The sequence below is a fragment of the Cutibacterium granulosum genome (assembly GCF_900186975.1).
Lineage (GTDB): Bacteria > Actinomycetota > Actinomycetes > Propionibacteriales > Propionibacteriaceae > Cutibacterium > Cutibacterium granulosum.
Genome location: NZ_LT906441.1, coordinates 801,791 through 815,347 on the forward strand (window position 1 = coordinate 801,791; position 13,557 = coordinate 815,347).

Annotated in this window: 8 protein-coding genes; 6 read left to right on the plus strand and 2 right to left on the minus strand. The window is 62.6% G+C overall.

Annotation, left to right across the window (positions count from 1 at the left end):
• Positions 1-1,008: 1,008 nt before the first annotated feature.
• Positions 1,009-2,604, minus strand: coding sequence for a coiled-coil domain-containing protein (locus CKV91_RS03330; RefSeq protein WP_065860803.1), 1,596 nt, complete (start codon positions 2,602-2,604; stop codon positions 1,009-1,011).
• A 1,088-nt stretch (positions 2,605-3,692) separates the two neighbouring features.
• On the opposite strand from CKV91_RS03330, the gene ppdK reads away from it, so the two are divergent.
• Together ppdK and CKV91_RS03340 are read left to right on the plus strand one after the other, a co-directional pair.
• Positions 3,693-6,350, plus strand: a complete 2,658-nt coding sequence (ppdK, locus tag CKV91_RS03335; RefSeq protein WP_021106145.1) for a pyruvate, phosphate dikinase — start codon at positions 3,693-3,695, stop codon at positions 6,348-6,350.
• A gap of 583 nt (positions 6,351-6,933) precedes the next feature.
• Positions 6,934-8,082: an FHA domain-containing protein gene (locus CKV91_RS03340; RefSeq protein WP_065860802.1), complete on the plus strand. Its 1,149-nt coding sequence runs from the start codon at positions 6,934-6,936 to the stop codon at positions 8,080-8,082.
• Between the two features lie 125 nt (positions 8,083-8,207).
• Here CKV91_RS03340 and deoC read toward each other — a convergent pair whose 3' ends face one another.
• Entirely contained in the window at positions 8,208-8,885 is a 678-nt protein-coding gene (gene deoC / locus CKV91_RS03345) for a deoxyribose-phosphate aldolase (RefSeq protein ID WP_021103900.1), read from the minus strand.
• A 271-nt stretch (positions 8,886-9,156) separates the two neighbouring features.
• Between deoC and CKV91_RS03350 the strand changes: the two genes are divergently transcribed.
• The 4 genes from CKV91_RS03350 to grpE all read left to right on the plus strand — a co-directional run bounded on the left by CKV91_RS03350 (position 9,157) and on the right by grpE (position 13,533).
• Positions 9,157-10,305 carry an inorganic phosphate transporter gene (locus CKV91_RS03350; protein WP_021106143.1) on the plus strand — a complete coding sequence of 383 codons (1,149 nt, stop codon included), beginning with the start codon at positions 9,157-9,159 and terminating at the stop codon, positions 10,303-10,305.
• Entirely contained in the window at positions 10,302-10,535 is a 234-nt protein-coding gene (locus CKV91_RS03355) for a hypothetical protein (protein WP_021103902.1), read from the plus strand. Before CKV91_RS03350 ends, CKV91_RS03355 begins: the two co-directional genes overlap by 4 nt.
• Before the next feature lie 315 nt (positions 10,536-10,850).
• Positions 10,851-12,698: a molecular chaperone DnaK gene (gene dnaK / locus CKV91_RS03360; RefSeq protein ID WP_021103903.1), complete on the plus strand. Its 1,848-nt coding sequence runs from the start codon at positions 10,851-10,853 to the stop codon at positions 12,696-12,698.
• Positions 12,699-12,798: 100 nt separating this feature from the next.
• A complete protein-coding gene (grpE, locus tag CKV91_RS03365; RefSeq protein ID WP_095140954.1) occupies positions 12,799-13,533 on the plus strand; it encodes a nucleotide exchange factor GrpE in 735 nt (244 codons plus the stop codon).
• Positions 13,534-13,557 lie beyond the last annotated feature (24 nt).

Below are 13,557 nucleotides of genomic sequence, written 5' to 3' on the forward strand. Positions count from 1 at the left end.
CTGGCTTGCGAAGAATCGCCATCGCTTTTGTATCGCTTTTGTGCCGATTCTCGCTCGAGTCCCACCTAGAGGCTGCAATTGATTGTGAACTTGCCCCCGTGGCCTGTCAACTGGAAAACAAAGCAGTCATGCCGGGTGTTCGTGAAGTTCGCAAAGGACATTCGAAATCCACTTTGGCTAGGGGTTCTGCGGTCTTTTTTTGGGGGGTTTGCTCGCATTGTTCGACTGTCCCGTGTGGTTGGATTCCTGCGGCTGTGCGAGCGAACAAATGACGGAGATCTTTGTGTGTCGAGTGTATGTCGAACCATAAATCTTGCTCGTTTTGAGTCTTTCTCTGTGGGGATAAACCCAGTGATGGGACGGATTTTTTCGGTTTGAAGCCATATGGAAACAGGAAAGACTCTGCATGAATATATGAGATCTGTATATTCTGGATTCATGGGTTTGGCTACTTTTGGTCCTCTGGAGTCTGCTGAGAGAGGTTGTCACGCATTGTGTGTGTGTCATTTGATGCATTCGACTGCTGCTGTCTTGGAGGTCGTCCTAGCTGACGTGTATGCCGGTGTGCGCGTGATAAGAGGATCACTCGCATGATCGGTCTCATGATTCGCCTCATTGCTGTGGTTTCCATCTCGGGGACCTTCCGAGCGGGGCTCATCGGCGCGTGACGGCAGGGATGAAAAGTTCACCTGTCATTCATGCAGGACCGCAAGCCGTGGATCAGGTGGGAAATCTGTGCCAGATCTACGTCTGATGAGGCAAATCGTCGGCGTGTCGTGTGAAGATCTGCAACGAGTGGTGGACAATACGGCGTCAAGTACAGGTTGAGAGTTTCATCGGGAAGGCGGAGCTGGCCCACCTGCGGGCCTATGGGTCATTGGGCGTTGTGGGCTGTTTCGGACATGAGGCGTCCGTGGGCTCGGAAGGGTCAACCTTCCGGGCGTGAAAAATGGTCTCGACCATCCGCAGATGGCCGAGACCGTGGTGATGGAGGAGTCAGATCAGTGCTCAGACGCCGGTACCGGGCAGCGCAATGCGCTTGCCATGGGCGAGTGTGCCTTGGCGAGCATTGCTGACGGTCAGGGACACAGAGTTGCCCTCATCGTCTGCGTCGCACAGCCCGGCTGCCCTGGCACGGGCGAGGGAGTCCTGCTTCTCCTTGACAATTCGCTCTGCCTCGGCGACAGCCTCCTCATCGGCGGCAAGTTTGTCCTCGGCAGCCTTGAGGGCGTCCTGGGCCTCCTTGAGCTGCTTCTCGGCCTCAGCGACCTTTGCCTTTGCCTTGTCGATCTGCGTGGTGACGGAGACGAGCTCGGCCTTGGCGTCGTTGAGCTGACGCTCCTCGTCCTCGATCTGTGTGGAGATCTTGGTGATCTCCTTCTTGAGCTCCGCAATGCGCTTGGTGGCCTCGGCGATCGTGGTGCGCTGCTCGGCGATGCTGTCGAGAATGTGCTGACGCTCCGTCTTCTTGGCCGTGATCTGCTCATCGAGATCGCTGATGGCCTTCTTGAGCTCGCTGACGCGCTGCTGATTCCTGGTCAGCTCGTCTTGGGCGGCGTCACGGTCCTTGGTCAGTTCGGCGATTTTCTCATCGATCGTGGTGATCTGGGTCTTGAGCTCCTCGATCTTTTTCTCGGCGGCGTTGATCCGGTCGTTCTGCTCAGCGATGCTGGCATCGATCTTGTCGCGCTGCTGGGTCAGCTCGTCCAGGCGGGACGAGATTTCGGCCTCGCTCTTCTTGAGCTCATCAAGCTTCTTCGTGGCCTCGTCGAGCTCGGTCTGCTTGCCCGGCAGGGAGTTCTTGAGCTCCTCGATCTTCTTGGTGATCACGGTGGTCTCGGCCGTCTTCACGGCAATGACCTTGTTGGCGTCAGCGATGTTCTTGACGTTCTTGGCGATGATGGCTTCGTTGGTCACCTTGACAGCCGTGAGCGCCTTGATCTCCCTCTCGGTGTGGGTGATCGACTTGGCGATGCCGTCAACGTTTCCGGTCTGCTCAACGACCTTGCTGTGCAGCTCGTCCAGGGAGGTCTGGGTGGTGGTGATCTTCTCGGAGATCTTGTCGCGTTGGACGCGCAGCTTCTCGATGGTGGTCTTGGCATCCTTGATTTCGTGCTGGGCACTCTGGATGGCGGTGACGTACTCGTCGCGCTGCTTCTGCTGCTTGATGATCTCGGTGTTGAGGTCGTCGATCTTCTTCTGCAGCTGCTCACCGTCGGTGATGGTGGTGTCCAACTCCTTCTGGAGCTCGGCACGTTTGGTGGTGGACGAGGTGATCTCCTCGTCGATCTTCTGCACATCGACCGTGAGACGATCGATGGTCTCGTTGGCCTTCGTGATGGTCTTCTCGTGATCGGCGATCGACGACTCCAGCTCGGCAGCGCGCTTCTCAGCTGCGGCAAGGGTGGCTTTCGCCTCGTCGAGAGCAGCCTGCTTCTCGACGACATTCTTCTTGGCGGCGTCGACCGCACCGCGGTCGTTCTGGCGGTTGGCCTGTGCCGATGCCAGAGCCCGCTGGGCAATCTTGAGCGCAGCATCGGCCTTGTCCACGGCCTTGCGGGCGTCTGCGCAGGTGATGTTGCTGTCCTGCTCGGTGGACGACACGGCATTGGCGGCTGGGCCGAAGAACTGGGCTCCGCCCCCCCATGACGGCTGGGGCGGTCAGGGCGCTGGTGAAGCGCCGGGTGGTAGTGGCCATGTGGGTTTATCTCCTCGTGTAACCAGGATGCGAAGAGACACCGTCAAGTATGGGTCAGATCTTCGCACAAGTTCCATCTCGGGAACTCGCGGATAATCCTGCATCGGTTTTCATGTGGTGTCAATCCGATATGGTATTGCTCATGAAGAAATATGGATCAGCACATGATCTGGTGATTTTCAGCTGAGTGAAATGTCAATCTGACTAGGTAAAATATCTGTCATTCCCTCATCTTGTACTGGGATGTCCAGAGCCTACCGACGCTGGTTCAGCCCTCGTGTGTCGTTCGGGTTCCTGCGTCACAGGTGCATCGGACAGGTCCGCCGGATGGCATGGGGAGAGGATACTGAGCGATGGAAGCAACAAGGATGCCCCCGGTGGCGAGCCACCTTGGGGGAGGTGGCACAATGTGGTGGTGTGCTGGAAGTGAGGCGGCATTGACGAACCTGAACTTGGGGTATCCCATTTACGGACCTACTACGTCATAAGGTTGTGCATGCAGGTCATCTTTCGGCTGGAAGATGATGACACCATACTGTGTTGGTGATCCAGAAAGGCCAAGTAGCTGGTGCTCATTCCCTACCGCACTTCCGCTGTGGGCGTAGGGCTCTCTGTCAAGAAGATGCTCACCCAGCTGTCCATGTCCCACTACCGTGGTGACAACTCTTGGTAATAGTGAACAATCAATGAACCTGCTCCTTGTGTGGGTGAAGCCAGCCTGATCCTGACCGCGTTCCATGAACAAGATGACGGGCAAGGTCATCTGTCGCGGTGCTCCCACAGCATGCTGGCTGATCCATGTGGCAGGACCGTCTCCCGTGTTCCGACACACAGGACCCGTGAATATGGAACCCGTGAAAATACGGCGTACCCGTGCCACAATGACTCACAGCGGCCCAATGGTGGGTCGCACTCGCGGTGCCGATGCGCAAACGCACGGGACCGAGCGCCGTCAATCGATGAGCAGACTGGCAAAGGTCGAAGGAGATCCGTCATGACTGACCGTTACGTGTACGACCTGTCCGAGGGCAGTGCCGAGATGAAGCCCCTGCTGGGTGGCAAGGGAGCTGGCGTTGCCGAGATGATGCGGGTGGGGGTTCCCGTACCAGACGGTTTCACCATCACCACCCAGGCTTGCGTGGAGACCATGAATCGCAAGGGTGAGTGGCCCGACGGTCTTGACGAGCAGGCCTGGGCCGGCCTGCAGCGTCTGGAGGAGCGTACCGGTCGTAAACTGGGTGATCCCGGCAAGCCGCTGCTGGTCTCGGTGCGTTCCGGCGCCATCATCTCCATGCCGGGCATGATGGACACCATCCTCAACCTCGGCATCTCCGACGAGACGGTCCCTGCGATTGCCCGTGAGTCGGGCAACGAACGGTTCGCCTGGGACTGCTACCGCCGATTCATCCAGATGTACGGCGAGGTCGTCGAGGGAATCGACGCCCACGTCTACGAGGACGCCCTCACCGCCCTCAAGGAGAGCAAGGGTGTGGAGTCTGACACCGACCTGTCCGCCGATGATCTCAAGGGCCTGGTCGACACCTTCAAGAAGCTCTCCAACGAACAACTCGGCGGCAATTGGACCACCGATCCGCGTGAGCAGCTCATGCGCGCCGTCGACGCCGTCTTCCGTTCCTGGCTCAACCCGCGCGCCTTCGTCTACCGCAAGGCCAACAAGATCTCCGACGATCTCGGCACCGCCGTCAACGTCATGCAGATGGTCTTCGGCAACCGTGGTGACGACTCCGCCACCGGCGTGTGCTTCACCCGCAATCCCGCCACCGGAGCCAACGAGCTCTACGGTGAGTTCCTGCAGAACGCCCAGGGTGAGGACGTCGTCGCCGGCATCCGTACCCCCAAGCCGCTGGCGCAGATGCAGGAGATCCTTCCGGACGCCTACGAACAGCTCACCGCCACCATGAAGAAGATGGAGGCGCACTACCGCGACATGCAGGACATGGAGTTCACCGTCGAGAACGGCAAGCTCTACCTGCTGCAGACCCGCAACGGCAAGCGCACCGCCGCTGCCGCCCTCAAGGTGGCCCGCGACCTCGTAGACGAGGGGGTCATCTCCAAGGAGGAAGCCCTCATGCGCATCGAGCCCGGCCAGCTCGACCAGCTGCTGCACGAGGCCATCGACCCCGACCACAGCGAACAGCCGGTTGCCGAAGGTCTGCCGGCCTCCCCGGGTGCTGCCGTCGGTGAGGCCGTCTTCGACGCCGACATCGCTGCCGAGCGGGGCGCAGCCGGTGATCGCGTCGTCCTCATCCGTTTCGAGACGACTCCCGACGACATCCACGGCGTGCTGCAGTCCCAGGGCGTACTCACCGCCCACGGCGGCATGACCTCGCACGCAGCCGTCGTCGCCCGTGGCATGGGCAAACCGTGCGTCGCCGGGGCACGCGGCATCAAGATCGACTACGAGGCCAGGACCCTCACGGTTGGCGACACCGTCATCGAGGAGGGCGACCCCATCACCTTGGACGGCTCCACCGGCGAGGTGTTCGCTGCTGCCCTGCCGCTCATCCCCCCGCAGATCAACGCGGACTTCCAGGAGGTGCTCTCCTGGGCCGACGAGACCCGACGCCTGGGTGTGTGGGCCAATGCCGACAACGCCACCGACGCCGCCAAGGCACGTGAACTTGGCGCCGAGGGAATCGGTCTGTGCCGCACCGAGCACATGTTCTTCGGCGCGGACCGACTACCCGCCATGCACGAGATGATCACCGCCGAGACTCCCGAGGAACGCAAGACGGCCGTCGACAAGATCCTGCCGATGCAGCAGGAGGACTTCGAGGGCGTCTTCACGGCGATGAAGGGGCTGCCGGTCACCGTGCGGCTGCTCGACCCACCGCTGCACGAGTTCCTGCCGAGCCTCGTCGAGCAGTCCCTCAAGGTGCAGGAGATGGAACTCACCTCGGCCGATCCGGTGCACACCGACAAGGAACGTCGCCTGCTGGCCCAGGTGAAGAAACTGCACGAGCAGAACCCGATGCTCGGCACCCGTGGTGTGCGCCTGGCCATGCTCTACCCGGAGATTCCCGACATGCAGGCCCGTGCCATCATCCGCGCCGCCCTGGCCGTCCTGGAACGTGAGGGCGAGACGGTGGACCTGCACATCATGATTCCGCTGGTCTTCACCCCGGTGGAGCTTGCCACTCAGCGCAAGATCGTCGAGGACTGCCTGGCCGAGGAGTTCGATCGCGCCGGACGTCGGATCGACGTCGAGATCGGCACCATGATCGAGCTGCCGCGTGCTGCCCTCACCGCCGACCGGATCGCCGAGGTGGCCGACTTCTTCAGCTTCGGCACCAACGACCTCACCCAGACCACCTTGGGCATCAGCCGCGACGATGCCGAGAACGGCTTCCTCACCGAGTACCTGCGCACCAAGGTGCTCAAGCAGAACCCGTTCGCCTCGATCGACGTGGACGGTGTGGGTCAGCTGGTTTCCGGGGCCGTCGAGAAGGGACGAGCCGCCAAGTCGAGTCTGGGGCTCGGTGTGTGCGGTGAACACGGTGGCGACCCCGACTCGGTGCACTTCTTCAACCAGGTTGGGCTGGACTACGTCTCCTGCTCGCCATTCCGCGTGCCGATCGCCCGCTTTGCGGCCGCCCAGGCCGTCATCGAGCAGCGTGACGGCGCCAAGTGAGCGATCTGCCCGTCGGCTGACAGAGGGTCTGCTCATCAGCGGTCGGCTGCGATGCCTGCGAATGTGCTCGACGAGTTCGTTCGAAAGGTGTTGAGCCGCTCGGCAACACTTCACGGCTGAGAATGGCGCAGTGCTGAGATCGGGGGAGGTGTATCGGTGACGGTGCGCCTCCCCCGAGTCATGGTGATGTGTGATGGGGCCAGGCGATGTGTGATGGGAAGGGCAGACTGCGTGAGAAAGCGGCCGTGCCCTCCCCGGGGCCATGATGATTTTGTTGTGGTGTGTCCCGGGGTGAAAGGCCTGGTGAGCCCAGAACTGCGCGTCGCGAATGACGTTCTGTGTCAGAACCGTGGCGGGGTTCACACGACTCGACGACACGTAGGGATTCTTCATCGAAGCCGGGTTGGCGTATTTCCTGGCGGGATCGGAGGACTGCCTGACCCCGTGCACCGGCAGGTCGTTGCAGTGGGTGAGTTTTCTGCCCAGCTGCTCACCATGCTCGGATCATCGGCCTGCTCTGCAATAGGGTGGGATTGATCGGACGGCCACAGGTTGTCGCTAGTCTCGTCACTTTGGAGGATTCATGACCCAGTCTTTTGGTGCATGGCGTGCCAGCTACACCCCCGGTTCCTGGGTGGTTCTTGCCGGTGCCAGCAGCTTGGTCATCATGCAGCCGGCTGCCCCGCGCCACGCGGAACTGGTGGCGTCGATCTGGGACCAGGTGGTCCAGGCAGCCGACGTCGAGGATCTGGTGTCCACCCTGACCACCATCGGACTCTCCCAGATGCCAAGCATGGCGATGTTCTTCTGGCGTGGCAGGAACATGTGGTCCCTGGCCAGGGGGAGCGTCGTCGTGCGTGACTCCCAGGGTGACGTCGTCAACAGCGGTGAGGGGCTCCTCACCTGGAACGAAACCGTCCTCGACCCGAGCGTCATCCGTGTGGAGATGGACGAGGAGGGTGCTGAGGGCCTGGAAATGCCGCTCATGCTCGGCGTCGCGATGGCCTCGATGGTGACGATCGACGCCACCGGCGCCAACCAGGTGCTCAGGATTGCTGGCGATCAGCCCAGGTCTGCCGATCACCAGCCGTCGAGCGGTGAAGATTCCTTCTTTGACCATGCCGACCAGATCCTTGATGACGAGCCCCCGGCGGGATGCTCGCTCGGTGCATCGACGTCGACCGGAACCCACCTGACGCCCCTTCCCTCTGCTGATGAGAGCGACCTCGACGCACCGATGCCGGCACGGTCCATGGACTCCTCGCCATCGCCGGAGCCGGAAGAGACAGGTGGTTCCTCCGACGAGCAAGGATCCACCGTACCGACGGACGAGGACGTTGCCGAGCTGTTCGGCAATACGAACGAGGAGTCGTGGGACGATGAGCCTGCCCCGCGTGGACGCCCCGTCCTCATCTCATCCACCGGTGAGCAAGCCGATCTCGATGGCCCGGTCCTGGTGGGGCGCGCTCCCAGCACCGAGAACGATGATGCTGACATTGCGCTCATGAAGGTGCACTCGCCCGCCCATGACATCAGTCGCAGCCACGCCATGATCGCCCCGAGCCGATGGGGATTCGACGTCATCGACATGGACTCCACCAATGGCACTGTGGTGGAGCACCCCGATGGCGAGGAGATCTACGTCGACCCGGGCAGGACGGTGGGCATCAGCGCTGCGGACACCATTCAGATCGGCGACGGTGTCACCCTGCACATTGAGTACTGGGACTGATCCAGGCCTGGTCGCCACCCTCGACGCGAGGAAAGCCGAGTCCTGCCTGACGTGGCCAACAGCTGGTCTGCAGCCGAATCAGCGTGAGGGATCGGACGCTCACCTGCCCGACGGTTTCCGGAATGTCATTGCTCGCGCGGTGCTCCGGCGAGGATTGCGTCGGTTGACGAGACGCCCAGGCGGGTGGCCCCTGCCTCGATCATGGCGCAGGCCGTCTCGTAGTCGCGAATACCGCCGGATGCCTTGACCCCCAGACGCCCGCCGACGGTGCCTGCCATGAGCTCGACTGCATGGACGCTCGCCCCGCCAGCCGGATGGAACCCGGTGGAGGTCTTGACGAAATCGGCCCCAGCGGCCTCGGCGGTCCGGCAGGCGAGCACGATCTGGTCGTCGTCGAGCGCAGCGGACTCGATGATGACTTTGAGCACGGTGGGGCTCGGGGCGGCTCGGCGCACGGCGGCGATCTCGGCCTGCACGGCGTCGGCGTCACCGGCAATGAGCAACCCGAGGTTGATGACCATGTCCACTTCGTCGGCCCCGTTGCGCACGGCCTCGGCAGCTTCGGCAGCCTTGATGTTGGCACTGTGCTTGCCCGAGGGGAACCCGACGACCGTGCACACCTTCACCGGTCCCATGCTCACATCCTCGATCGGCAGCATCGTGGGCGAGACGCAGATGGACCAGGTGCCCAGCTGCACGGCGCGACGGGCCAGGGCTGCGACGTCGTCAGCCGTGGACTCAGGCTTGAGCAGGGTGTGGTCGATGATGCGTGCCAAGGCGGCAGCAGAGGGTCGTGCAGTCATGTGAAATGATCCTTCGGGATGGGGCGTCCACCAAGAAGTCGGGCGTGTCGCCCTCCACGATATGGCGGCCACAGGTGAACTGAAAATGAACTTTTCATGTCACCCTGACATGACCGTCAGATCGATTAGGAGCGCATCGCGCTGAGGTCTATCGTCTTGCGTGGCCTTCGCGTTTCGAGTCGGGGACTGCACCGATCACGTCGAAACCGGAAGCATCACACCGACCGACGTCCCTCCCGACCGGGTGAACGCGCTTCTGAGGAACACATACATGAGTTCAACACTGCTCATCGTCATCATCGTCGTCGTCACGGCACTGGCGTTCGACTTCACCAATGGCTTCCACGACTCAGCCAACGCCATGGCCACCTCGGTGGCCACCGGCGCGCTCAAACCCAAGGTGGCCGTCGTCATCGCGGCCGTTCTCAACGTCCTCGGGGCGTCCCTGTCCACGGAGGTCGCCAAGACGATCTCCGGTGGCATCGTCAACGATCAGCTCGTCACCGTACCGATGGTCTTCGCCGGTCTCATCGGAGCCATCATCTGGAATCTCGGGACCTGGCTGTTCGGACTGCCGTCCAGCTCGTCCCACGCGCTGTTCGGTGGTCTCATCGGGGCGGTGCTGGTGGAGGCCGGAATGAGTGGCATCCACGCCGGCAAGATCATGAGCAAGATCATCCTTCCAGCGCTCGTCGCCCCGTTCGTGGCAGGTATCGCATCCCTGCTGGCCACGTGGCTGGCCTACCGCCTCACCGACCACACCGCACACCACTCCTCGCGGATGTTCCTCAACGGTCAGCGGGTCTCGGCCTCCATGGTCGCGCTGGCCCACGGCACCTCCGACGGGCAGAAGACGATGGGCATCATCACCCTCGTCCTCATCGCGGCGGGATACCAGAGCTCTGGCACCGGCCCGATGTGGTGGGTCATCCTGGCGGCCGGTTGTGCCATCGGTCTGGGCACCTACTCCGGCGGCTGGCGCATCATGCGCACCATGGGCAAGGGGCTGTGCGACATCGAGTCCCCGCAAGGTTTTGCCGCCGAGACGGCTTCCACTGCCGCCATCCTGGCGTCCTCCCACCTGGGTTTCGCGCTGTCGACCACCCATGTCTGCTCGGGATCGATCCTTGGTTCCGGTCTGGGGCGTCACACCGAGGTTCGGTGGGCCACCGCCGGGAAAATGGTCGTCGCCTGGCTGGTCACCCTGCCGGCTGCTGCGCTCGTCGGCGCCCTGACCTCGGCGATCGCCGGTCAGGGTACGTGGGGCGTCATCGTCGACCTCGTCCTGCTGGCCATCATGGCCACCCTCATCGTCCGACAGGCCAACCAGCACAAGGTTGACCACCGGAACGTCAATGACTCCACCCAGGTGGGCGTGCGTCGCAAGGCCCCCGCCGCCACTGGAAAGGCCGCAGCATGAACATCGACTGGGCATCCCTCGGGCTGGTGGCCATCGTCACCATTGCAGCCACCGTACTCATCGTCTCCATCGTTTCCGGCGGTGCGCTCATGCTGGACCGTGCCCATGCACGCAGCGAGGCTGGCAAGGATGGCGCTACCGGGCTCATCGTCCTGGGGTGGTCGGCCATCGGCGTTGCCGGGCTCATCGTCCTGTACGGTCTGTACCTGCTCATCCCATACTTTCACTGAACCATCACGGCGTGCTGCGCACGGCGGTCATCGCGCGGCCAACGTCCTGTGTTGAGCTGACGCCGGAGTCCCTCGGGGCTCCGGCGTTCGTCGTGCTGATGGTGCAAGGCCCCTGACGACACTTGAGTCCACCCTGCTCAAGAATCACGAAAAACTCTCCTTGTCGCCTTGATAGAGATCGACTCAATGGCTAGCCTTGAGTCGTTGCCACTCAAGGGGACCTTGGGTGGCGGAAAGCTCGATGAATCCATGCCAAGCGCTGGGTTCGAGGAATGAACAACGAACAGGACGTGACGTCCGGGAGGAATGGCAGAGATGGCTCGTGCAGTCGGAATTGACCTGGGAACCACCAACTCGTGTGTGGCTGTGCTCGAAGGTGGCGAGCCGACGGTGATCGCCAATGCGGAGGGCGCTCGCACCACGCCGTCCGTCGTTGCCTTCACCAACGCCGGTGAGGTGCTCGTCGGTGAGGTGGCCAAGCGTCAGGCGGTCACCAACGTGGACCGCACCATCCGTTCCGTCAAGCGCCACATGGGCACGGACTGGAAGGTCTCCATCGACGAGAAGGACTACCGTCCCCAGCAGATCAGTGCCTACGTGCTGCAGAAGCTCAAGCGTGACGCCGAGGCCTACCTGGGTGAGCCGGTCACCAATGCCGTCATCACCGTGCCGGCCTACTTCTCCGATGCCCAGCGTCAGGCCACCAAGGAGGCCGGTGAGGTTGCCGGGTTGACGGTCGACCGCATCGTCAACGAGCCGACTGCTGCAGCCCTGGCCTACGGCCTCGACAAGACCGAGAAGGATCAGACCGTCCTAGTCTTCGACCTCGGCGGCGGTACCTTCGACGTCTCCCTGCTCGACATCTCCGAAGGTGTCTTCGAGGTGAAGGCCACCAATGGTGACAACAACCTCGGTGGTGACGACTGGGACCAGCGCATCGTCGACTGGCTCGTCAAGCGCTTCAAGGACGCCAATGGCATCGACCTGGGTGCCGACAAGATGGCCAAGCAGCGTCTGCAGGAGGCTGCCGAGCGTGCCAAGATCGAGCTCTCGCAGACCTCTGAGACCCAGATCAACCTGCCCTACATCACTGCTGGTTCCGCCGGCCCGCTGCACCTGGACGAGAAGCTCACCCGCGCCGAGTTCCAGCGCATGACCTCCGACCTGCTCGAGCGGTGCCGCACCCCCTTCAATGCCGTCATGAAGGACGCCGGCCTCAACGTCTCCCAGATCGACGAGGTCATCCTCGTGGGTGGCTCCACCCGTATGCCGGTCGTCTCCGATCTGGTCACCGAGCTTGCCGGCAAGGAGCCGCACAAGGGTGTCAACCCCGACGAGGTCGTGGCCCTGGGTGCCTCCCTGCAGGCCGGTGTGCTCAAGGGCGAGGTCAAGGACGTGCTGCTGCTCGACGTCACCCCGCTGAGCCTCGGCATCGAGACCAAGGGTGGTGTCATGACGAAGATCATCGAGCGCAACACCACCATCCCGACCAAGCGGTCCGAGGTGTTCACCACCGCCGAGGACAACCAGCCGTCGGTGATGATTCAGGTGTACCAGGGTGAGCGCGAGTTCGTCCACGACAACAAGTCGCTGGGCAACTTCGAGCTCACGGGCCTCATGCCTGCCCCGCGCGGCATCCCGCAGATCGAGGTCTCCTTCGACATCGACGCCAACGGCATCGTCCACGTCCACGCCAAGGACATGGCCACCGGCAAGGAACAGTCTATGACGGTGACTGGTGGATCGGCTCTCGGCAAGGACGAGATCGACCGCATGGTCAAGGAGGCCGAGGCCAACGCCGATGCCGACAAGAAGCGTCGCGAGGCCGTCGAGATGCGCAACGAGGCCGACGCCCTGGCCTTCCGCACCGAGAAGCTGCTCGAGGAGAATGGCGACAAGATCCCCGAGGACACCAAGGCTCCGGTGACCGAGTCCATCGCCAAGTTGAAGGAGGCCCTCAAGGGCACCGACAACGACGACGAGATCAAGGCTGCCATGGAGGACCTCAACCAGAAGGCCTCGGCCATGGGACAGGCCATCTACGCCGCTGCCCAGCAGGAGGCCCAGACCTCCGAGCAGGCTCCCACCGACAATGCCGGTGACGATGGGGACACCGTCGTCGATGCCGAGATCGTCGACGACGAGAACGACTCCGACAAGTGACGTGATGCAGGTCTGTTGACCTGACAGCGATGGGCCGCTCGTGACCCCAGACGGACACGGGCGGCCCTCTCACATCACCCACACCCACGCAAAGGATGACATGAGCCAGAACGACAACCTCACCCCGGACCCCGAGGATCCCCGCGACAAGGAGAAGCTGGACGCTCAGCGCGAGGAGGCCGCCGACGAGACCGCCGCCGGCGCACAGCCGGACGGAACCGAGCAGGACGACTCCCACGGTGATGACGTCGACGACGCATTCGAGCAGATCGTCGAGGGAGTCGACGTGGAAGAGGCCCCCAGCAAGGAGCAGCAGCTCGAGACGATGCTCACCGAGCGCACCGAGGACCTGCAGCGTCTGCAGGCCGAGTACGTCAACTACAAGCGGCGCGTCGACCGGGACCGTGACCTGTCCAAGCGCTCCGGGATCGAGAAGGTGCTCGCCGATCTCATGCCCGTGCTGGACTCCGTGGCGATGGCCCGGCAGCATGGCGAACTCGAGGGCGGTTTCAAGCTGGTGGCCGACGAGCTTGAGAAGGTGAGTCGCGCCCACGGCCTGGAGAGTTTCGGTGAGATTGGCGACGAGTTCGACCCGATGCTGCACGAGGCCCTCATGCAGATGCCTCTGGAGGGAGCCCGCGTCACCTGCGTCTCGCAGGTCATGCAACCCGGCTACCGCATCGAGGATCGAGTGCTGCGCCCAGCGCGTGTGGCCGTCTCCGAGCCTGATCCCCATGCCGCCCAGGACGACTCGGAGCATGCCAATGACGTCGCCGCCACCGACACGGCTCCCGACGAGTCGTCGAATGACGACAAGACCAAGCCGACAGACTGAACCAAGCCGACAAGACTGAGTCGT

What these genes read in the sequence shown, in the direction of transcription:
- CKV91_RS03340 (WP_065860802.1), top strand. Translation starts at nt 6,934, where the DNA reads ATGACCCAGTCTTTTGGTGCATGGCGTGCCAGCTACACCCCCGGTTCC.
- deoC (WP_021103900.1), bottom strand. Translation starts at nt 8,885, where the DNA reads ATGACTGCACGACCCTCTGCTGCCGCCTTGGCACGCATCATCGACCAC.
- grpE (WP_095140954.1), top strand. Translation starts at nt 12,799, where the DNA reads ATGAGCCAGAACGACAACCTCACCCCGGACCCCGAGGATCCCCGCGAC.
- dnaK (WP_021103903.1), top strand. Translation starts at nt 10,851, where the DNA reads ATGGCTCGTGCAGTCGGAATTGACCTGGGAACCACCAACTCGTGTGTG.
- CKV91_RS03355 (WP_021103902.1), top strand. Translation starts at nt 10,302, where the DNA reads ATGAACATCGACTGGGCATCCCTCGGGCTGGTGGCCATCGTCACCATT.
- ppdK (WP_021106145.1), top strand. Translation starts at nt 3,693, where the DNA reads ATGACTGACCGTTACGTGTACGACCTGTCCGAGGGCAGTGCCGAGATG.
- CKV91_RS03350 (WP_021106143.1), top strand. Translation starts at nt 9,157, where the DNA reads ATGAGTTCAACACTGCTCATCGTCATCATCGTCGTCGTCACGGCACTG.